The organism is Cupriavidus sp. JZ107, from assembly GCF_053903255.1.
Map to the genome: position 1 here is coordinate 3,327,601 of NZ_CP096481.1, position 20,354 is coordinate 3,347,954.

Consider the following 20,354-nt stretch of genomic DNA (forward strand, 5'->3'; position numbering starts at 1 on the left):
TCCCCGGGGAATCCATTCGGCCCGACGCGATCATGCGTTCGGAGGCGCGCTTCCCATCGCCAGCGCATCGGCTGCGGCGGCGATGTCGATGCCGGCGGCCGTCGAGGCCATCATCGGTACCATCGCCGGCACCAGTCCATCGGCGCAGAACAGCTCGGCTGCGGCTAGCCCAGACGCATCGCGCTTGACGCGCAGACGCCATTGCGCCGCCTCGGCCAGCAGCACGGCCTGGTAGGTGCGCGCCATGCCCCATGCCAGGCGCCTGCCTTGCTCTTCGTCCGGAGCGTTGATCATCGGAATCAGCGTGTCGAGCGCGTTCTCGATCCGCTGGCGCAGACCGCGCGTCGCGTCGAGCGACAGCCCGCGCAGCCGCCGCACCACGTCCTCGATCCAGGCCTCGCCATGTTCGGAAGCGCGCAGCGCGCGCAACACGTCGTGCGCCAGTACAGAAGTCGTGCCTTCCCAGATGCAATGCACATGCAGGTTGCGGAAGAGCCGCGGCAGACCGGTGTCCTCGATGTAGCCGGCGCCGCCGAAGCTCTCGAGCAGCTCGCTGCCGGCCCAGACCGCCTGGCGCGCGCAGGCCAGCTTGGTCAGCGGCGCCATCAGGCGCGACAGCGTGCCGTCGGCGCCGTGTTCGGCCGCACCGATCAGCGCCGCGGTCTGGAAATTGAGCGCAAGCATCGCCTCGTACTCGGCGGCGATGCGCGCCAGCCACGCGCGATGCATCGGCTGCTGCGCCAGCGGCTTGCCGAAGACTTCGCGCTTGCCTGCATAGTCGCGAGCGAGATCCAGCAGGTGGCCGACACCGGCCGGGCCGCCCCACGAGGCCCACAGCCGCGCGATATTGAGCAGGCCCGCCATCTTGCCGACGCCCTGCCCGATCTCGCCGACCGGTACCGCGATGGCGTCCTTCAGGTCCAGCTCGGCGGTCGGCAGCGCGCGCGTGCCCAGCTTGTCCTTCAGCCGCCGGACCTCGATACCGTTCCAGCTGCCGTCCGGACGGCGCAACTCGATCAGGAACAGCGACAGGCCACGGCTGCCGGGCTGCGCGCCCTCGGGCCGCGCCAGCGCCAGCGCCATCTGCCCGGTGGTGGCGGACGTGAACCACTTGGTGCCGTTCAGCAACCACGTGCCGTCGCTCGATCGGCGCGCCGTGGTCGAACTGCGGCCCACGTCCGAGCCGCCCTCCTTCTCCGTCATCCATTGTCCCGACGTCCACGCGTTGTGCCGGGCGGTCAGCTTCGGCACATAGCGCTGCGCCAGCTTCGGATCGTGCTGCAGCAGCAACCGCGCGGCGCCGTCGGTCATCACCAGCGGGCAGTCGGCCACCGCGCAGGCGGGGTCGTACAGATTGACCAGCCCGGCCTGCACCACGCGCGAATGTTCCCCGTAGGGCGTTTCGTAGGGCAGCGCCACCAGGCCTTCCTCCTGGCCGATCTGCACCAGCCGCAGCCAGGCCGGATCGACACGCAGTTCGTCGACACGCCGGCCCCAGGGGTCGTAGGGCACATGCTGCGGCGGATTGCGTTCGGCCTGATCGGCAAGCGGCAGCAGTTCGGCGACCGCGCGCTCGCCGAGGCGGTCGAGCGAGGGGCTGGCCTCGGCGAACACCTCCGCCGGGAGCAGCCGCTCGAGCGTCAGCCGCAGCGTCGGATCGGTACGAAAGCGATTGCCGGGTTTCGGCGGGGCCTGATGGAAGTCACTCATTGCCGTCTTCTCCTTGACGGGTTGGCAGCGCTCGGCTGCGGTCCAAGGGAATGCACGCAGAACGCGACCAGGCTGGCCACCAGATCGGCGTCCTCTTCGTCCGGATGCGGCGCGCTGAGCGGTCCAACCAGCGTTTCGGCGATGGCGCCGACGATCGCGGTGCCGACCAGATGGGGGTGCTGCGGCGCAATCTCGCCCGCCTCGATGCCCTGCTGGACCAGCCTGGCGAAGATTGCCCGATAGGGCTCGCGAAACTGCATCCGCGCCACATCGATCGGCGGATCGACCGGCTCGGCCAGCAGCGCCCAGGCCAGCTGGCGCCCGCGCAGCGCTCGCCGCGCGAACGTCTCGACCACCCGGGCCAGCCGCTCCCGCACGGTGCCGTCGGTGTCGAACGCGGCGGCGCAGGCGTCGATCTCGGTCTGCGCCGCGCGCTTGAACACCTCGTTGAACAGATCGGCCTTGGTGGCGAAGTAGCGGTAGATCAGGCCGGCCGAGATCTCGACTTCGGCGGCGATCGCGGGAATGTTGGCGGCGGCGTAGCCGCCACATGCCACGAGCTTGAGCGCGGCCTTGATGATCCGCTCGCGGGTTTCCGCCAGGCGAGCTTCGACTTTGGGGGTTCGACGGTAGGGCATGAAAGAAGTATCTATGCTTTCATTTCTTCGTGCAAGGTTGAGTTTCTGGTTGTAGACTCGGAAAAAATTCGACGGAAAGGAGACGCGCAATGGATCGGCTGCCACTTCGCCCCTATGCGTTCGGTTGGTTCCAGGTCGAGTACGGCGATGCGCTCAAGCGCGGCGATGTGCGTCCGGTGCGGGCCTTCGGGCAGGAATTCGTGCTGTGGCGCGATCACGATGGCACGGCACACCTGATGGACGCCTACTGCCGCCACCTCGGCGCGCATCTCGGCCATGGCGGCCGCGTCGTCGGCAACGAGATCCAGTGCCCGTTCCACGGCTGGCGCTACGACGGACAGGGCGAATGCACGCGCATTCCATACAGCCCGGACGCCTCGCTGCAATCGCGCGGCATGCGCCGCTGGCCGACCGTCGAATGCAATGGCCTGATCCTGGCCTGGTGGCATCCGCAGGACCGGCCGCCGAGCTACGAATTCCCGCGGCTGCCGGAATACGGCCACGGCGAATGGTCACGCTATCACCGCCATGCCTGGCAGGTGCAAACCGTCTGGCAGGAGATCCAGGAGAACATCGTCGACAGCACGCACTTCCACTATCTGCACGGGGTGGAAAGCCTGGCGGTGGTCGACCGCTTCGAACCACGTGGTCCGGTGCTGGACGTCAATATCGTCCACCAGTTCAAGACGCCGCGCGGCGTGCAACGGGGCTACATCCAGACCACGCTGTATGGGCCTTATCTGGCCACGGTGCGCTTTCGGATCGGCGATCTGGCCGAGATCCTGTTCGTCGACGCGATCACGCCGCGCGAGGCCAACGAGGTGGAATTGCGCTTCAGCCTGATGGCCCGGCTGTCGGGGATCGAGGCGCCGGACATGAGCCTGGAGCTGGTCAACGAGGCGATCCGGCAGGTCAGCCAGGACGTGCCGATCTGGAACCACAAGGCACACCGCCCTCGTCCCAGCCTCGCGCGCGGCGATGGGCCGGTAATGAAATTCCGCGAGTGGGCGCGCCAGTTTGCCGTCGAAACCATGCCGATCCGGGAGGTGGCCTGTGGCGTCGCAGAATGATCAGGACCCGCACTGCGTATTCGCCTACGTCGGCAACAGCATCCTGCCGTCGACGCTGGCCCGCGGGCCGTGGAGCCCCGATGCACAGCACGGCGGCGCACCGGCCGGGCTGCTGGCCGCGATCGCCGAACGGGCGATGGCCGGCGAGCCGGGATGGTCGATGGTGCGGCTGACGCTGGAATTGCTGCGGCCGGTACCGATCGCACCGCTGCAGGTCACGCACGAGATCCAGCCGGGCGGCTCGGTGCGGCGCGTGGCCTTGAGCCTGATGCATCAGGACAAGCCGGTCGTGCGCGGCGTCGCGGTGTTCATGCGCGAGCGGGCGGTGGACCTGCTTCCCCCCGCTGGCGCGTGCCCGCTGCCGCTGCCGGACCAATGCAGCGAACCGATCCGCATTCCGGGCATGGCCGAGCAGACCTCGTTTCACTACACGGCGATGGAGAGCCGCGTCGCGGCCGGCAGCGTCGCCGAGCCCGGCCCCGCGGCCGCGTGGTTCCGCCTGGCGGTGCCGCTGATCGACGGCTGGCCCACGCCGGCGAGCGCCCGCGCGGTCGCGGCCGCCGACTTCGGCAACGGCATCAGCTGGGCGCTGCCGCTCGATCGCTTCGTGTTCGCGAACGCGGACCTGACGGTCTCGCTGCACCGCCAGCCGCGCGGCGAATGGGTCGGCGTGGACGCCGTCACGGTGGCCCAGCCCAGCGGCATCGGGCTGACTGCCTCGACGCTGTACGACGAGGCCGGTGCGATCGGCGTGGCGCAACAGAGCCTGGTGATCAAGGCGCGATAGAAGGTCGTCGGTGAAGCGCCAGCGCTACACTGAGCGCTTCTCCACGACCGATGCGCGCCCATGCAGATACGCACCTTCCGCGAGTCCGATGAAACCGACGTGGTATCCCTGTGGAAGCACTGTGGGCTGACGCGTCCCTGGAACGATCCGCACCGCGACATCGCGCGCAAGCTCGCCGAACAGCCGGAGCTGTTCCTCGTCGGCGAGGTCGACCGCAGACTGATGGCCACCGCCATGGTCGGCTATGACGGCCATCGCGGCTGGATCTATTACCTCGCCGTCCATGGCGATTTCCAGGGGCGCGGCCATGGCCGTCAGTTGATGGCCGAGGCCGAAAGACTGCTGCGCGAACGCGGCTGTCCGAAATTGAACTTGCTGGTCCGCACGGACAACGAAGGCGTGCTCGCCTTCTATCGCGAACTGGGCTATACCATCGATGCCACCGTCAGCCTCGGCAAGCGGCTGATCCCGGACAACTGAGCCCGGATCGCCCAACGCCCGTCCTTGGCCATCCGGCCCGACACGCCGCGCCCGGCTTGTTCAGTTGACGCTGGCGCCCGCACGAGCGCGCAATGGGCGACGTGCCCGGCGGTTCCCGACTCGATCGAAGAGGCAGACAGATGAGCAATATCGGATTCATCGGCCTGGGCGTGATGGGCGCCCCGATGGCACGGCATCTACTCGAAGGCGGACACACGCTGTACGTCCATAGCCGCAGCGGCGCGCCGCAGGGACTGCGCGATGCCGGTGCGCAATCGTGCGCGAACGCGGCCGAGGTGGCGCGGCAGGCGGACGTCATCATCCTGATGCTGCCCGACACGCCCGACGTCGAGCGCGTGCTGTTCGGCGACAACGGCGTCGCGGCGGGGCTGACCAGCGGCAAGGTCGTGGTCGACATGAGCTCGATCTCGCCGATCGACACGCGCGAGTTTGCCGGCCGCATCGAAGCGCTCGGCTGCGACTATGTCGATGCGCCGGTATCGGGCGGCGAGGTTGGCGCCAAGGCCGGCACGCTGTCGATCATGGCGGGCGGCAAGCAGGCCGCGTTCGATCGCGTACTGCCGCTGCTGCAGCTGATGGGCAAGAACATCACGCTGGTCGGCGGCGTCGGTGACGGGCAGATCGCCAAGGTCGCGAACCAGGTCATCGTCGCGCTGACGATCGAGGCGGTGGGCGAAGCGCTGGTACTGGCCGCGAAGGCGGGCGCCGACCCGGCCCGCGTGCGGCAGGCGCTGATGGGCGGCTTTGCCAGCTCGCGCATTCTCGAAGTGCACGGCGAACGGATGATCCGCCGCACCTTCGACCCAGGCTTTCGGATCGCGCTGCATCAGAAGGACCTGAACCTGGCGCTGTCCACGGCCCGCACGCTTGGCCTGAGCCTGCCCGGCACCGCGTCGTGCCAGCAGTTGTTCAATGTCTGCGAAGCGCTAGGGGGCGAGGGCTGGGACCACTCCGGGCTGGTCCGTGCGCTGGAGCACATGGCCGACTTCACGATCGGCGATACGCCGGCCTCCTGAAGCAGCGATCGCAAAAGGCGCGCCGCCGCCAGGGCCCGATGCAATCGGGCCAAACCCCAGTCTACCCAACCTGGCCAGACCCCGGCCAAACCCGCATGCACGGCACCGCACCAGCACGGTGAATTTCTCGGGAATTACCCTTGTTTGCGTTCCAATACATCATGCCATGATGTATTGTTCGTAGCCATCGACGGTTCCGCACCGTCGCGAGGGCGCTGGTCCCGGTCTGTCATCCGGACGTCCGCCAGCCCCGACCAGCAGCCGCCCTTGCCAGGACGAGGGTCGCCTGCCGTCGCCGTGCCGGCATTGCATGCCCGTGCGCCGCGACATTCCCGAGTGCCATCCCGACAAGCCTGCGCCCAGACAGGCGGGGATGGCTGTTCCGTTCACCGTTTCGAATCCTGCGGGCGCCATCATGCGAATACGCAAACAAACCGATTTCTTTTCCGGACTGATGTTCATCGCCGTCGGCCTCGGCTTTTCGCTGGTTGCGCGCGGCTACACCATGGGCACCGCGGCACGCATGGGACCCGGCTACTTTCCGTTCTGGCTCGGCATCGTGCTGGCGCTGCTTGGCGCGGTGGTGGCGATCGGCGCGATGTCGCCGACTGGCGAATCCGACCGGCTCGCACGCTGGGACCTGCGCACCGTGCTGTGGGTGCTCGGATCGGTGGTGCTGTTCGGCCTGGTGCTGAAGCCGCTCGGCATGGTGCTGTCGGTGATCCTGCTGGTGCTGATCGCGTCGATGGCGAGCCACGAATTCACCTGGCGCGGCGCGCTGCTCAATGCCGCGGTGCTGGTGGTCATCAGCCTGGTTGCCTTCGTCTACGGCATCAATCTGCAAATGCCGGTGTGGCCGGCTTTCCTGTCGGCTTGAGGAGGGCCACGCAATGGAATTGCTCAACCATCTGGCGCTGGGATTCTCGACCGCGCTGTCGCTGCAGAACCTGGCCTATGCGCTGCTCGGCTGCGTGCTGGGGACGCTGATCGGCGTGCTGCCCGGCCTGGGACCGCTGGCGACCATCGCGATGCTGCTGCCGATCACCTACACGCTGCCTCCGGTCGCGGCGCTGATCATGCTGGCAGGCATCTATTACGGCGCGCAGTACGGCGGCTCGACCACCGCAATTCTCGTCAATCTGCCCGGCGAATCGTCGTCGGTGGTGACCACGCTGGACGGCTACCAGATGGCCCGCAAGGGCCGCGCGGGGGTCGCGCTGGCGACGGCCGGCCTGGGCTCGTTCTTTGCCGGCAGCGTCGCCACGCTGATCCTGGCCGCGTTCGCGACGCCGCTGTCGGAACTGGCATTCAAGTTCGGGCCGGCCGAGTATTTCTCGTTGATGGTGCTGGGCCTGATCGGCGCCGTAGTGCTGGCATCCGGCTCGCTGGTCAAGGCCGTCGCGATGATCGTGCTGGGCCTGCTGATCGGCCTGATCGGCACCGACGTCAATTCGGGCGTGGCGCGCTTCTCGTTCGACGTGCCGGAGCTGACCGACGGCATCAATATCACCGGGCTGGCGATGGGCCTGTTCGGCTTTGCCGAGATCATCGTCAATCTGGAGCAGAGGGAATCGCGCGAGACCTTCACCGATCGCGTGACCAACCTGTTCCCGACGAAGGAGGACTTCAAGCGCATGATCCCGGCCGTGCTGCGCGGTACCGCGCTCGGCTCGGCGCTCGGGGTGCTGCCGGGCGGCGGCGCGTCGCTGTCGTCGTTCGCGGCCTACTCGCTGGAAAAGAAGACGTCGAAGCATCCGCACGAATTCGGCAAGGGCGCGATCGAAGGCGTGGCCGGACCCGAGTCGGCCAACAACGCCGCGGCGCAGACCTCGTTCATTCCGCTGCTGACGCTTGGCATCCCGTCCAACGCGGTAATGGCGCTGATGGTCGGCGCGATGACGATCCACAATATCCAGCCCGGTCCGCAGGTGATGACCAGCAACCCCTCGCTGTTCTGGGGGCTGATCGCTTCGATGTGGATCGGCAATCTGACGCTGGTGATCCTGAACCTGCCGCTGATCGGGATCTGGGTCAAGCTGCTGAAGGTGCCGTACCGCTTCCTGTACCCGGCGATCCTGACGTTCTGCTGCATCGGCGTCTATTCGGTCAACAACACCGTGTTCGACGTGTTCGTCGCGGCGGCCTGCGGGATGATCGGCTATATCTTCATGAAGCTGCGCTGCGAGCCCGCGCCGCTGCTGCTCGGCTTCGTGCTGGGGCCGATGATGGAGGAGAACTTCCGCCGCACGCTGCTGCTGTCGCGCGGCGACTTCCATGTGTTCATCGAGCGGCCGCTGTCGTTGGGGCTGCTGGTCGCGGCCGCCGCGCTGGTGGCGGTGGTCGCGCTGCCGGCGGTCAAGGCCAAGCGCGAGGAGGCGTTCCAGGAGGAATAGCGAGGCCGCAGTGTCCCCTCTCCCCATCCCTCTCCCACGGGCGGGAGAGGGAGCCGCCTGTCGCAATGGGGGCGACTACGCAGGCGACTACGCAGGCGACTACGCGCCCGTCCACACGCGGCCGAGAAAGTCCCGGATCAGCGGGCATACCTGCGCGAAATGCGTCTCCAGCAGCCAGTGGCCGCCGTCGGTCATATGCAGTTCCGCCCGCGGCAGATCGCGCAGATAGGCACGGCCGGCGGCCTCCGGCATATAGCCGTCATGGGGGCCCCACAGGATCAGCGTGGGCGGCTGGTGTTCGCGCAGATAGGCCTGATAGCGCGGGAACCAGTCGAGATTCGCCTTCAGCCCTTCCATCAGCCGCACGGCGAGCTCGCGCCGAACCGGCGTGTCCATCAGGCGCCAGTGCAGTGTCCATAGATCGGGCGACAGGCGCGGCACGTGTTCCGGGCGAATTTCGCCGATGAACTCGTCGCGAAAGCCGTGTTCGCTGGCCGCGGCCTCCAGCGGCGCGCGGTTGGGCGGGGACGGGTCGGCCCAATACCGCTGGATGGTCTCGTACTTGGGGCCCAACTGGTCCTCGTAGATGTCGCCGTTCTGGACGATCAGCGCGGCGATCCGCTCGGGCGCCCGGATGGCGAGGCGCAGACCAATCTGCGAACCGTAGTCATGCAGATACAGCGCATACCGCCGCAGCCCGAGGGCGTCGGCGAATCGCTCGAGAAAGGCCGCATAGGCATCGAAGTCGTAGCCGAATGCGCCGAAGTCCGGCGTATCGCTGTAGCCGAATCCTGGAAAATCCGGCGCCACGGCGTGCCAGCGATCGGCCAGCGCGGGCAGCAAACGGCGGTACTGGTAGGACGAGCAGGGGTAGCCGTGCGGCAGCAGCACTGCGGGCGCGTCCCGCCGACCGGCTTCGCGGTAGAAGATGCGCATGCCGTCGAGGTCCAGCGTCCGGTGCGTCACGGCATCCTGCCGCTCGGCGATTTCCGTCGCCGAAGCGGTCGAAACCGCGGGCATATCGTGCGGATCGTTCATCGTCGCCCCTCCGAAAAAAAGATTCCGGACGACGATGCAAGTTGCATTCCGACGCGGGACGCCGCGCGCTCCCCTGCCGTTCGCTGCTCCGCCCCCGCACCCTGCCATCGCGATTGTGCAAAGCGCGCAGTTTTTGCGTGGCCCCTGGGGCCCCTGAGCCCGGCCCTGAGCCGCCACGAGTCAAATGCAAAAGCCCCGGCCCGTTCCCGGAAACGTTGGAGCGCGGCGCTCCTAACATGCCCTGCGTTGTACACCACACGGGCAGCTTGCGCGGACCCGGCCACCACCATCGCAATGTCGCGCCCCGGCACCGGAGGTGGTGGCCGGTTTTTTTGGGGCCCTCAAACCCACCCCGCCCGATGCAGCTTGCGCCAGAGCGCCGTGCACGCCAGCGCGGTGCCGGCGATCACGGCCGGATAGGCGAAGGGCAGCTTCAGCTCCGGCATATATTCGAAGTTCATGCCGTACAGGCTGAACACCACGGTCGGGATCGCCAGAATGGCGCCCCAGCCTGCCAGCCGCTTGACCACCTCGTTCTGGCCCACCGTCACCAGCGCCAGATTGACCTGCACCGCGGTCGTCAGCATTTCGCGCACGACGTCGAGCGTTCGCAGCAGCCGGCTGGCGTGGTCCTCGACGTCGCGGAAATAGGCCCGCAGGTCCCTGGGCACCAGTTCCTCGTGCAATCGGATCAGCTGCCCGCACATCTCCTCGATCGGATAGACCGCATTGCGCAGGCGCAGCACCTGACGCTTGATGTGGTACAGCCGTTCGATCGCGGTGCGGTCGAACTGGTCGCGGAACAGTCCCTGCTCCAGTTCCTCGAAGGCGTCCTCGAGCCGGTTGACGATCGGCATGTAGTGATCGACCACGAAATCCATCAGCGCGTACAGCACGTAACCAGGCCCATTGGCCAGCGCGTGCGGCTCGTGCTCGCAGCGCTCGCGCACGGGGGCGTACGTGCTGCTGGCCCCATGGCGTACCGACACCACGTAATTGGGGCCGACGAACAGATGGGTCTCGCCGATCTCGACGCTGTCGCCCACCAGCTGCGCGGTATTGAGCACGATGAAGACGCTGTCGCCATAGGCCTCCAGCTTGGGACGCTGATGGGCGTTCAGGGCGTCCTCGACTGCCAGATCGTGCAGGCCGAATTCGAGCTGCGCCTGCCGCAGCAGCGCCAGGTCCGGTTCGTACAGGCCCAGCCAGACGAATGTGCCCGGCGTCTTCAGTATCTCGCTGATGTCCTCCAACGGGACCTCGCCAAGCCGCTTGCCGCCGCGGTAGGCCACGCAATTGACGATCGCACCCATGAACGCTCCTCGGTCAGGATGCGCAATCGTAACAAGCGGCGGTGCGGTGGAGAGCGAAGGTCGATATCGCGGCCAGCCCCGCCGAGGCTCGCACCCTCGCTGCGAACCGTCGCGCCGTGCAGGTCACCTGAACGACAATTGTTACAGTTCGCCGGGAAGAGGCAGTTAGAATGCGATATTTCCACGCTTACCCGGCTATGTCCCAGAAGAAATCGCCACACTTCGAGCTGCGTAGTGGCAACGTCGACGCCCTCCTTCTTGCGCTCCATACCGCGGATACCTCGGCGCTGCGAGACGATCTGCTGTCGCGCTTCGAAGCAACCCCCGATTTCTTCTCGAACGACGTCATCGCGCTGGACCTGCGCTCGCTGGAAGACGGCCAGCGGCCGGAACTGGGCGCCGTGATCGACACGCTGTCCACGCTGAAGGCCCGCGCGATCGGCGTGGTGGCGCGCCAGGAGCAGCACGACTGGGCCCAGGCCTGCGGGCTGCCGATGCTGGACAGCCAGAGCCGCCGCGGCAACGGGCGCGCCGGCGCCGCGCGCGACGCCGAGGCGGCCGCTGCGGCCAGCGAAGCCCCTGCGCCCGCTGCTGCTCCTGCCCCCGCCGCGGCTCCGGCACCCGAACCGCCGCGCGCCGCCACGACGATGCTGATCGACAGGCCGCTACGCTCGGGACAGCAGATCTACGCGCACGGCGACGTGGTGATCATGGACGTGGTCAGCTTCGGTGCGGAAGTCATCGCCGAAGGCAATATCCATATTTACGCCCCGCTGCGCGGCCGTGCGCTGGCGGGCGTCAAGGGCAATCCGGACGCGCGCATCTTCTGCACCTGCCTGGAACCCGAACTGATTTCGATCGCCGGCATCTACCGGACCGCCGAACAGACCCTGCCGCCCGACGTGCTGGGCAAACCCGCGCAGGTCCGGCTCGCCGACGAAACCCTGATTCTCGAGCCGCTTCGCATGAAGTGAGTCCGGCCGAGTCCCGCAACATCGCAGCGCAAGCTTCAACCCTATTACTGGACCAAGAGCCATGGCAAAAATCATCGTTGTGACCTCCGGCAAGGGAGGCGTCGGCAAGACCACCACCAGCGCGAGCTTCGCCGCCGGGCTGGCCCTGCGCGGCCACAAGACCGCCGTGATCGACTTCGACGTCGGCCTGCGCAATCTCGACCTGATCATGGGTTGCGAGCGCCGGGTGGTCTACGACCTGATCAATGTGGTGCAGGGCGAGGCCAATCTGCACCAGGCGCTGATCAAGGACAAGAAGTGCGAGAACCTGTTCATCCTGCCGGCCTCGCAGACCCGCGACAAGGAAGCGCTGACGCATGAAGGCGTCGAAAAGGTGATCAAGGACCTGATCGCCATGGACTTCGAATACATCGTCTGCGATTCGCCGGCCGGCATCGAAACCGGCGCGCTGATGGCGATGTATTTTGCCGACGAGGCGTTGATCGTCACCAATCCGGAAGTCTCGTCGGTGCGCGACTCGGACCGCATCCTCGGCATCCTGTCGTCCAAGACCAAGCGCGCCAGCGAAGGCGAGCCGATCAAGGAACATCTGCTGATCACGCGCTACAACCCGAAGCGCGTGCACGGCGGCGAGATGCTGTCGCTGACCGACATCCAGGAAATCCTGCGTATCAAGCTGATCGGCGTGATTCCCGAATCCGAGGCGGTGCTGCACGCCTCGAACCAGGGCACGCCGGCCATCCATCTGGAGGGCACGGACGTGGCCGACGCCTACGGCGACGTGGTGGACCGCTTCCTCGGCAAGGAAAAGCCGATGCGCTTCGTCGATTATCAGAAGCCGGGCCTGCTGTCGCGCCTGTTCGGCAACAAGTAAGGAGGGCTCATCCCCATGTCGATCCTGTCCTTCCTGCTCGGGGAGAAAAAGAAATCCGCGTCGGTCGCCAAGGAGCGGCTGCAGATCATCCTCGCCCATGAACGCACCGGCCATTCCGCGCCGGCCGATTATCTGCCGGCACTGCAGCGCGAGCTGGTTGCCGTGATCTCGAAATACGTGAAGATCGGCGATCAGGACCTGCGGGTCAGTCTTGAGCGCCAGGACAACCTCGAGGTGCTCGAGGTCAAGATCGAGATCCCGCAGAGCTGATCGTCACCGGCCGGCCGCCCGGTCCGGCCGCCCCCCCCTTTGGCGGGGTGTCCCTACGCGGACGCCCTCGCCCGCCCCGCCCTTCCCCTTTTCTGTTTCCGCACGCCTTCGCGGGCCCGACTTTGCACGCCGCAATGCACCATTGCGGCCAACTGTCGCGGCCGGACAACGAATTTGCACCAGCGGCGTCCATTCCGCGCCGCTCCGGCAAGGATTGGTGTCGGAACGGGTTACGTTTTGATAAATTTTCGCGGCGTCTACCGACAACGTAGAGCCAATAAATGCCGCCGCGATCCGGCGACAGAACCACAAGACAGAAAAGGAGCACCATGAAGAAATCGGCCTTGACTCTCGCACTCGGCGCCCTGTTCGCCGGCAGCGCCTACGCGCAATCCTCCGTCACGCTGTACGGCATCGTCGACCAGAGCATTCGCTACACCACCAACGCCAACGCCAACGATGACGGCCTGGTCGAACTGACCAACGGCGCCATCACCAACAGCCGCTGGGGCATCAAGGGCAGCGAAGCCCTGGGCAACAACCTGAAGGCCATCTTCCAACTGGAAAACGGCTTCGATCCGGACACCGGCCGCGGCAACCAGGCCACCGGCACGCTGTTCGGCCGTCAGGCTTACGTGGGTCTGTCGGGCGACTTCGGCACGATCAAGCTGGGCCGTCAATACACCGAGGGCTTCAACCTGTTCGGTGACTACGATCCGCTGACGATCGGCAACTACAACAACAACGCCTGGCCGTTCTTCCTGACCCAACTGCGCCGCGACAACGTCATCAGCTATGACGGCAAGTTCGGCGGCCTGAACGTCGGCGCCAGCTATGGCTTCGGCGAGCAAGCCGGCAGCGTGCGTACCAACCAGTACTGGGGTGCCCGTGCGTCGTACGCCTTCGGCCCGTTCGGCATCGGCGGCGTGTACCAGGAAATCCGCGACATCAACGAGAACAAGCAGCAGATGTGGGGCGTGGCCGGTAAGTACACCATCGGCGCGGCCAAGCTGTTCGTCGGTTACATCGGCGGCAAGGATCACACCGGCGTCATCGACAACGGCTTCCTGAATCCGGATCAAGCCACCACTGGCAACCCGATCCCTGCGGGCGGCAACCACGCTGCCAATCCGCGCAAGGACAAGATCGGCTATGTGGGCGCCAGCTACCAGCTGACCCCGGCCCTGGCCCTGACCGGCGCGTTCTACTACGACGACATCGACAACAAGGACGGTGTTGCCGGCAACGATGGCAAGCGCTACACCGGCGTGCTGCTGGCCGAGTACGCGCTGTCCAAGCGTACCCAGGTCTACGGTACGGTCGACTACAACAAGGTCAAGGACGGTGCTCGCACCGAACTGCCGGGCAAGAGCAACCAGACCGGCGTGGCCGTGGGTATCCGCCACATCTTCTGATCGGCATCGTTTCTTACCGATCTGCAGGCAAGAAAGCACCTTCGGGTGCTTTCTTGCTTTGGGGCAGTACCAGGCGCCAGATCGCCACGCCATGCTCGTTGCCCAATGTCAGCTTGCCGCGGTGGCATCGCATCACGCGGCGCAGGAACATTCCGGCCGGCGCACTGCGTGACAGCGCCGCGACGACCTCATGTGGCGACGCGGCCGCGGTCGCTATCTCCACGCAGCAAACCCGGCGCGAGATGCCGATCCGCAGGTGCACGGCCGCACCGGGCGAGGCATCCAGAATCGCACGGGCCAGCAGGCGGGTGACCGCCATCTCGAGCATGCGGACATCGCCCTCCACCCATGCGACGGCCGGCAGGGCCTGGCAGTGCAGGATCACGCCCGTCTCGTCGGCCGCGCTCCATGCCGCATCGACGCATCCGGCGACCAATGCAGCCAGATCGACCGGCTCGCGGCGATACGAATGAGCGGCTTCTTCGATCAGGCTGCCCAGTTCGTCGACCCGGTTCAGCGCCTCGCGCGCGTGCGCGACGACCCGCGCCGTAAACGCAGGCCCCGCCAGTGCACCGGCGCGATACAGGCCGGCCAGCGCCAGCATGTCGGTGGGCGGAACGCGCAGGTCATGCGCCAAGCCATGGACCACCGCGCGCCATACCGGATCGCCGCGCCGCGCCGCGCTGCGGGCCCAGCGGCGGCGCCATGCCGCCAGACGGGCAAATCGATCCCTCATGCTGACGAGAAAACTCATGGCAGGCTCACCACCTCGAGCCGATAACCGTGGGTATAGACGGGAATCAGCCGGAAACCGCGTTCCGCGCGCAGGCCCAGCTTGCTGCGTACGCGGGACATATGCGTATCGATGGTGCGCGACAGCGGCGAGATCTCCCTGCCCCAGACCGCGGCGACGATATAGTTGCGCGCGACGATGCGGCCCTCGTTGCGAAACAGCAGCAGGGCCAGGTCGAATTCCTTCGGCGTCAGCTCGACCGGGCAGCCGTTCAGCGTGACGGTACGGGCGGCGCTGTCGAACACGTAGCCGCCCAGGCTGACGCGCGCGTCGGTACCGCCGCGGCGGCTGTCGGTACGGCGCAGCAGGGACTGGATGCGCGCGGTCAGCTCGCCCGGCCGGATCGGCTTGACCATGTAGTCGTCGGCCCCCGCGCACAGGCCGCTGACCACATCTTCCTCGGCGCCGCGGCAGGTCAGGAACATCACCGGCACGCGCCGATCCAGGTTGGTACGAGTCCAGTGCAGAACTTCCTTGCCGCTCATGTCCGGCATCTGCCAGTCGAGCAGCAACAGATCGAAACTCTCATTGCGCAAGCGCAGCAGCAACTGCCGGCTCTGTCCGAAGCTGACGCAGCAGTGGCCGGCCTCGGTCACGATTTGCTGGATCCACGCAGCTTGCGCGGGTTCGTCTTCGAGCGATGCGATCTTCATGCGCAACTCCGTTCACGGTGGTGAGCGATCGAACTCCGGTCTGCCTGCGACCGGCCCCTTGCCATCGAGCATCGAACCATCCCGCATTTAAGCCTGCGCGTGACCGTTTACAAATAGGAATTGCCTCAATTTGAGGTTTCAACAAATTCTCACTTTCGGCATGCCGATGTCTGAACGTACGATGCCTGCGCGGATCGACATTGCCGCGCCAATGCCAGCGGCGATCGACGCGAAGGCCCATGCCAACGCTCTCACGATCCGCGGCCGGTGACAGCCCCGCCGGCGCACTCCCTTGTCGCGCGTCGGGACACCCACCCCCCCCCCCCCGCGCAATCGAAATCGACACGCGAGGAGAGCAGACGCCATGAGAATCGCTGCGCTGCAAGACGATCCCACGCAAGCCGTGGTGCTCGAGCAAACGCTCAGCCTGCAAGGCCATCGATGCATTCGCTTCCGGGAAGGACGGACCCTGATGATGGCGTTGCGCCAGGAAGCATTCGACATGCTGCTGTTGGATTGGGAAGTGCCGGGCATCGCCGCCCAGGACGTGCTGCTGTGGGTGCGCCGTACTATAGGCAGCCGCTTGCCCGTGATGCTGCTCGGCGATGCCGCCGAGGAGTGCCAGCTGTGCCACGGCCTCGCGCAGGGCGCGGATGCGTTCATCACCAAACCGGTGCGGCGAGCGGAACTGGCCGCCCGCATTCACGCACTGGCGCGGCGCATGCTCGATACGGGCGAGGGCTGCTTCGATCTGTCGGTCGGTGCCTATCGTTTTTCGACCACTGACCGGCGCGCGTATCTGACCGGCACGCCGGTCATGCTCTCGCCGAAGGAGTTCGATCTGGCCATTCTGCTGTTCCGTCATCTCGGCCAGCTGGTGTTGCGCCAGACCATGATCGACGAGGTCTGGCATCGCGCGCTGCCGGCCGGTTCGCGCACGCTTGACAGCCATCTGTCACGCGTGCGGACCAAGCTGGCCCTGTGGCCGCACAACGGCGTGCGGCTGACGACGGTGTATTCGGCCGGCTGCCGCCTCGATGTGGTCGACCCCATCTAAGGAGCGAACCATGGCCTCCCTCGCCAGAAGACTGCTCGCGGAAGCGGTCGGCACCTTCGGATTGATCTTTGCCGGTTGCGGCGTGGTGGTGCTGGCCGGTTGCAAGCCGGATACCGCCGCGGACCTGCTGTGCATCGCGCTGGCCTTCGGGCTCGCGGCCTATGCAATGGGGCGGGCGGTCGGACCGATCTCCGGTGCGCATCTGAATCCCGCCATCAGCCTGGCCCTGGCGGCGGCACGGCGCTTTCCCTGGCGAGAGGTGATTCCCTACGGCATCGCGCAGCTGCTTGGTGCGGTGGCCGCGGCGACCTTGCTGATGCTGGCGGCGCAGGGCCGCCCGGATTTCGCCCTGTCGTCCGAGCGCTTCGCCGCGAACGGCTACGGTCTGCATTCGCCGTCGGGCTACGACATGCCGAGCGCATTGGCGATCGAATTCGCGGCGACCGCGATGCTGGCGCTGGTGACCGCCAGCGTCACGCGCCGTTGCCGCCTGATCGCGGCGGGTCCCGTGGTACTTGGGCTCGCGCTGACGATGGCCCACCTGCTTGCCTTGCCGGTGACCCACGCCGCGCTCAACCCTGCGCGCGCCACCGGCCAGGCGCTGTTCGTTCAGGGCTGGGCGATCGCGCAGCTTTGGCTGTTCTGGCTGGCGCCCGCGGCGGGCGGACTGATGGGCGGGCTGGTCGCGTTCTGCCTGCTCGACGAGGATGGCTTGCTGACCGAGCCTGACGAGCTGACGGCGCTGGCCCACTGGGCCGCTGCCGACGCGGCCGACCCCGGCTGCGATCCCCCCCCGCCCGCGTGAGCGGCGTGCGCGGTGGCGGTGCGGATGACTGCGGAAGCCCGGTCTTGCGCCGGCTCAGTCCGCCTTGATGCCGGCTTCCTTGACGATGCGACCGTTGTCGTCGTACTCGGCACGGATAGCGGCGGCAAACTGCGCCGCGCTGCCGCCGGTCGGCACCTCACCGCCCTTGAGCAGGCGTTCGCGGACTTCCGGCGCGGCCAGCGCCTTGTTCAGTTCGGCATTCAGACGCGTGACGATCGCGGCCGGCGTCTTGCCCGGCGCGAACACGCCGAAGGTCGACGTCAGATTGGCCTTCGGATAACCGAGTTCGGCAAAGGTTGGCACCTCGGCCAGCGCGTCGATGCGCTTCGGCGCGCCGACCGCCAGTGCACGCAGCCGTCCGGCCTGCATCTGCTGCGTCAGCGCCGGGCTGGCATTGGTGCTCATCACTTCGAACTGGCCGCCTAGCGCGTCGTTCATCTGCTGGCCGGCGCCCTTGTACGGAATCAGCGTCAGGTCCGCTCGCGATTTGGCCTTGACCTGCTCGAGCACGACGTGGCCGACCGTGCCGAGGCCCGAGGTCGCCCACCGGACCGAACCCGGCTTGGCTTTGGCCTGCGCGACCAGATCCTGGAAGGTCTTGCCGGCAAAGCTCGAGGTGGCGACCACGATCACCGGCGAATACATCACGCTCATCACCGGGGCGATATCGCGCTGCGGGTCGTAGTGGACCTTGCCGACGTGGGGGTTCAAGGTCAGCGGGCTCGTCGACGAAAAGCCGATCGTGTATCCGTCGGGCGCGGCCTTGGCCACCGCATCCATGCCGATGCTGCCGCCGGCGCCCGCCTTGTTCTCGACCACCACCGAGGTCCCCATCTGATCGGAGAGGCGCTCGGCGAGCGCGCGCGCGACCGTATCGCTGATCCCGCCGGTCGGATAGGCAACGATCAGTCGGATCGGGCGCGACGGATAGTTGTCGGCGGCGAACGCCGGCGCGCTGGCGACGACGGCAAACGACGTGGCGGCGGCAAGGGCGGAGAGTCCGGGCAGGCGGAAGGCAAGAGACATGGCGCAGGCAGCAGAGATGGGTAGGAAGTGATGGCCGTGAGTTGACGGTAGAAGCCGGCATGACGCATGCGCAAGGCAGGCAGAAGGCGGGCAGTTCGCTGCCAGGCCGGCGACGGGCGCTATCTTAGCCCAACGCTCCCGGCCGCCAATGGGGCACCCAGGAGACGAACAACTCGTTGGCCCGATCGTACAGGCGCCAGACGGTGCCGCACTCACGGCACTCGAAGGTCAACATGCTGAACGGCACACCGGCCGCGCTCTGGCTGACCAGCGGCGCCGTGTGTTTCAACGCCAGGCGTTCGTGCGGTTCGCGGCGGCGCATGTCGGCGGCCAGCGCGAGACAGTGGGCGCAGGCATCGGGTACGCCGGGCGCGGGCGATGCATCGCGGGAGCGGGACGGGGCTTCGTGGGCGGACACGGCGGCAGGCGGGGCGGCAAACGCCCCGCGATGGAAACGGCAACGCCGCCATGATGCCGCAAATCCCACCTCTGCTGATGGGCGCCATGGTGGCCGACGGTGCGCGACGGTGCGCGATAGTGCGTGGTGAGTGCCGATGCAAGTCCCGGCACGGCAATTCGACAAGTGGCGGCGTGCCGCTTCAAGCGGAATCTGCAGATTGCCGAAAGTTCTTTTTTGACGAGTTCGTCACACTCGCGCCATGCGTTCGTTGCATGGCAACGGCACGACGGCCTGTACGGCGGTGCCCGGCCATGCGTTCCTGCCCGTCGTCGGCCTGCCTTCGATCATGCGCGCTCCCCTGACCATCCACCAGTTCGCCAGCATTCAGGACATCCGGCTGGCCGTACAGCGCCGTCCCGGCGACCTTTTGCAGCAACTGCATGGCGACGGCACCCATCACATCGTTCAGCTAGGCGCGAACCGCTATCGCTTCCAGCTGAGCAAATGCCCATCTGGACGATGGGAAGGCACACTGGTGGAAGTGCCGTTCCGCCACATGACATGGCGGCAGCAATGGCTCGCCATCGTGCGGACTTTGTGCCGGCTGCTGCCGTGCGGGTCCGTCAGGAACGCCCGCATCCGGCATACCGTCGGGCATTTCACGCAGGCGGAAGGGCGAGTTCAACTCATTCCCGAGCAGGGCTTTCTGCCCCGCGACCAGCGGCTCGGCTGGTTGTATCAACTCTGTCGGCGATTTCACGCCTCTGTGGACGCCAACATCGATCTGCCCGCCAGCCTCGATTTCCGCGATGCGGTCGTGTCCGACGACGACCTGAAGCTGGTGGAGGAGCAACTGCGCGCCCTGCCCGAGACGCTGCCACGCGATCGGCTCGAACTGATCCTCGAGCCGCTTTGCTCGCTCGCCGTGCCCCCCGACACGCCGGCGCGAGTCCGGCGCGACGACATGGTGGCATTGCTTTGCGACCTGTTTGCCAAGACACACGACTTCGACATGGCGACGGGCAGGCGAATCGTGCAACTGACCGGCCGGCTGCCCGTCGGTCCGGCATTCCGGCAGTGGCTGGAAAACGGCGCTACGCGGCTGGCAGATGGCCTTGCCGCCGCGGTCAACCCCTGTGCGATGGCCCGAAAGACCGAGCCACTTCCAGGAGCGGATGCAAACACCGTCAATGGCTTCCAGCTGATCAGCCGGCACCTGAAGGATCTCGCCGCCGTCCTGCCGGTCCTGTCACCACCGGCGGCGGCCCCGATGCTGCAATCGATGGCCGACATTGCTGCCCTTCCCAACGGCGACCGCGCGAGTCGGATCGAGCTGCGAACCATCGTCGCGGGCGCGCAAGCGTTGACCGCGGAACGCCACCAGGCCGGAGCCGAAGTGGCGAACGCGCCGCGCAAGCCGGCGCGCGTCTGGGGCAAGCGAGCCGATATGGCGATAAGGGCATATCAGTAAGATTCTTCCCCGTCACCCTGTGACGCGTCGCGATCCTTTGCTAATCTGGAATGGCGTACCGCCGACCTGACCGGCGGACCGCCCGCCACCGCGGATGCCGGTGGGAGCCGCAGTCCTTCCCGACTCGAC

General features: G+C 66.8%; 21 protein-coding genes. 13 read left to right on the top strand and 8 right to left on the bottom strand.

All coding sequences use genetic code 11. The features are described 5' to 3' along the window. Nucleotides 1-30: 30 nt before the first annotated feature. Both M1D55_RS24605 and M1D55_RS24610 read right to left on the bottom strand, forming a co-directional pair. Nucleotides 31-1,710: an acyl-CoA dehydrogenase family protein gene (locus M1D55_RS24605; RefSeq protein ID WP_456282054.1), complete on the bottom strand. Its 1,680-nt coding sequence runs from the start codon at nt 1,708-1,710 to the stop codon at nt 31-33. Beyond that, complete coding sequence (locus tag M1D55_RS24610; RefSeq protein WP_456282055.1) at nt 1,707-2,453, bottom strand: TetR/AcrR family transcriptional regulator; 747 nt, start codon at nt 2,451-2,453, stop codon at nt 1,707-1,709. Before M1D55_RS24610 ends, M1D55_RS24605 begins: the two co-directional genes overlap by 4 nt. Between M1D55_RS24610 and M1D55_RS24615 the strand changes: the two genes are divergently transcribed. The 6 genes from M1D55_RS24615 (at nt 2,438) to M1D55_RS24640 (ending at nt 8,115) form a co-directional block, all read left to right on the top strand. Next, nucleotides 2,438-3,418 (top strand): Rieske 2Fe-2S domain-containing protein, encoded by a 981-nt coding sequence (locus tag M1D55_RS24615; RefSeq protein WP_064574825.1) that lies wholly within the window; start codon nt 2,438-2,440, stop codon nt 3,416-3,418. The genes M1D55_RS24610 and M1D55_RS24615 overlap by 16 nt on opposite strands. Beyond that, nucleotides 3,402-4,205 (top strand): thioesterase family protein, encoded by an 804-nt coding sequence (locus M1D55_RS24620; protein WP_456282056.1) that lies wholly within the window; start codon nt 3,402-3,404, stop codon nt 4,203-4,205. Before M1D55_RS24615 ends, M1D55_RS24620 begins: the two co-directional genes overlap by 17 nt. A gap of 60 nt (nt 4,206-4,265) precedes the next feature. Next, the gene (locus M1D55_RS24625; RefSeq protein WP_006578076.1) at nt 4,266-4,685 is read left to right on the top strand and encodes a GNAT family acetyltransferase; all 420 of its coding nucleotides are present in this window, start codon (nt 4,266-4,268) and stop codon (nt 4,683-4,685) included. 140 nt (nt 4,686-4,825) lie between these two features. Then, the gene (locus M1D55_RS24630) at nt 4,826-5,722 is read left to right on the top strand and encodes a 2-hydroxy-3-oxopropionate reductase (RefSeq protein WP_456282057.1); all 897 of its coding nucleotides are present in this window, start codon (nt 4,826-4,828) and stop codon (nt 5,720-5,722) included. A gap of 415 nt (nt 5,723-6,137) precedes the next feature. After that, nucleotides 6,138-6,599 carry a tripartite tricarboxylate transporter TctB family protein gene (locus tag M1D55_RS24635; protein WP_006578074.1) on the top strand — a complete coding sequence of 154 codons (462 nt, stop codon included), beginning with the start codon at nt 6,138-6,140 and terminating at the stop codon, nt 6,597-6,599. 13 nt (nt 6,600-6,612) lie between these two features. Next, nucleotides 6,613-8,115, top strand: a complete 1,503-nt coding sequence (locus M1D55_RS24640) for a tripartite tricarboxylate transporter permease (RefSeq protein ID WP_023264436.1) — start codon at nt 6,613-6,615, stop codon at nt 8,113-8,115. 99 nt (nt 8,116-8,214) lie between these two features. Here the strand turns inward: M1D55_RS24640 and M1D55_RS24645 are convergent, their stop codons facing one another. Continuing rightward, complete coding sequence (locus M1D55_RS24645; RefSeq protein ID WP_456282058.1) at nt 8,215-9,153, bottom strand: alpha/beta fold hydrolase; 939 nt, start codon at nt 9,151-9,153, stop codon at nt 8,215-8,217. 341 nt (nt 9,154-9,494) lie between these two features. Next, nucleotides 9,495-10,466 (bottom strand): magnesium and cobalt transport protein CorA, encoded by a 972-nt coding sequence (locus M1D55_RS24650; protein ID WP_023264438.1) that lies wholly within the window; start codon nt 10,464-10,466, stop codon nt 9,495-9,497. 197 nt (nt 10,467-10,663) lie between these two features. Between M1D55_RS24650 and minC the strand changes: the two genes are divergently transcribed. From minC to M1D55_RS24670, 4 genes are all read left to right on the top strand, one after another. After that, nucleotides 10,664-11,440: a septum site-determining protein MinC gene (gene minC, locus M1D55_RS24655; protein ID WP_064574821.1), complete on the top strand. Its 777-nt coding sequence runs from the start codon at nt 10,664-10,666 to the stop codon at nt 11,438-11,440. A gap of 61 nt (nt 11,441-11,501) precedes the next feature. After that, nucleotides 11,502-12,314 (top strand): septum site-determining protein MinD, encoded by an 813-nt coding sequence (gene minD / locus M1D55_RS24660; RefSeq protein ID WP_006578295.1) that lies wholly within the window; start codon nt 11,502-11,504, stop codon nt 12,312-12,314. 15 nt (nt 12,315-12,329) lie between these two features. Next, the gene (minE, locus tag M1D55_RS24665) at nt 12,330-12,584 is read left to right on the top strand and encodes a cell division topological specificity factor MinE (protein ID WP_006578294.1); all 255 of its coding nucleotides are present in this window, start codon (nt 12,330-12,332) and stop codon (nt 12,582-12,584) included. 329 nt (nt 12,585-12,913) lie between these two features. After that, entirely contained in the window at nt 12,914-13,999 is a 1,086-nt protein-coding gene (locus M1D55_RS24670) for a porin (RefSeq protein ID WP_006578293.1), read from the top strand. Nucleotides 14,000-14,012: 13 nt separating this feature from the next. On the opposite strand, the gene M1D55_RS24675 is transcribed toward M1D55_RS24670, so the two are convergent. Together M1D55_RS24675 and M1D55_RS24680 are read right to left on the bottom strand one after the other, a co-directional pair. After that, the gene (locus M1D55_RS24675) at nt 14,013-14,753 is read right to left on the bottom strand and encodes a hypothetical protein (RefSeq protein WP_456282059.1); all 741 of its coding nucleotides are present in this window, start codon (nt 14,751-14,753) and stop codon (nt 14,013-14,015) included. Next, complete coding sequence (locus M1D55_RS24680; RefSeq protein WP_023263623.1) at nt 14,750-15,445, bottom strand: response regulator transcription factor; 696 nt, start codon at nt 15,443-15,445, stop codon at nt 14,750-14,752. Before M1D55_RS24680 ends, M1D55_RS24675 begins: the two co-directional genes overlap by 4 nt. A 364-nt stretch (nt 15,446-15,809) precedes the next feature. Between M1D55_RS24680 and M1D55_RS24685 the strand changes: the two genes are divergently transcribed. Together M1D55_RS24685 and M1D55_RS24690 are read left to right on the top strand one after the other, a co-directional pair. Continuing rightward, nucleotides 15,810-16,502 carry a response regulator transcription factor gene (locus tag M1D55_RS24685; protein WP_064574815.1) on the top strand — a complete coding sequence of 231 codons (693 nt, stop codon included), beginning with the start codon at nt 15,810-15,812 and terminating at the stop codon, nt 16,500-16,502. Nucleotides 16,503-16,512: 10 nt separating this feature from the next. Further along, complete coding sequence (locus tag M1D55_RS24690; protein ID WP_456282060.1) at nt 16,513-17,307, top strand: aquaporin; 795 nt, start codon at nt 16,513-16,515, stop codon at nt 17,305-17,307. A gap of 54 nt (nt 17,308-17,361) precedes the next feature. On the opposite strand, the gene M1D55_RS24695 is transcribed toward M1D55_RS24690, so the two are convergent. After that, a complete protein-coding gene (locus M1D55_RS24695; RefSeq protein WP_006576938.1) occupies nt 17,362-18,354 on the bottom strand; it encodes a Bug family tripartite tricarboxylate transporter substrate binding protein in 993 nt (330 codons plus the stop codon). Nucleotides 18,355-18,478: 124 nt separating this feature from the next. Continuing rightward, complete coding sequence (locus tag M1D55_RS24700) at nt 18,479-18,772, bottom strand: hypothetical protein (protein ID WP_023263622.1); 294 nt, start codon at nt 18,770-18,772, stop codon at nt 18,479-18,481. Between the two features lie 241 nt (nt 18,773-19,013). On the opposite strand from M1D55_RS24700, the gene M1D55_RS24705 reads away from it, so the two are divergent. Next, on the top strand, nt 19,014-20,225 hold the full coding sequence (locus M1D55_RS24705) for a hypothetical protein (protein WP_456282061.1): 1,212 nt from the start codon (nt 19,014-19,016) through the stop codon (nt 20,223-20,225). Nucleotides 20,226-20,354: the final 129 nt, after the last annotated feature.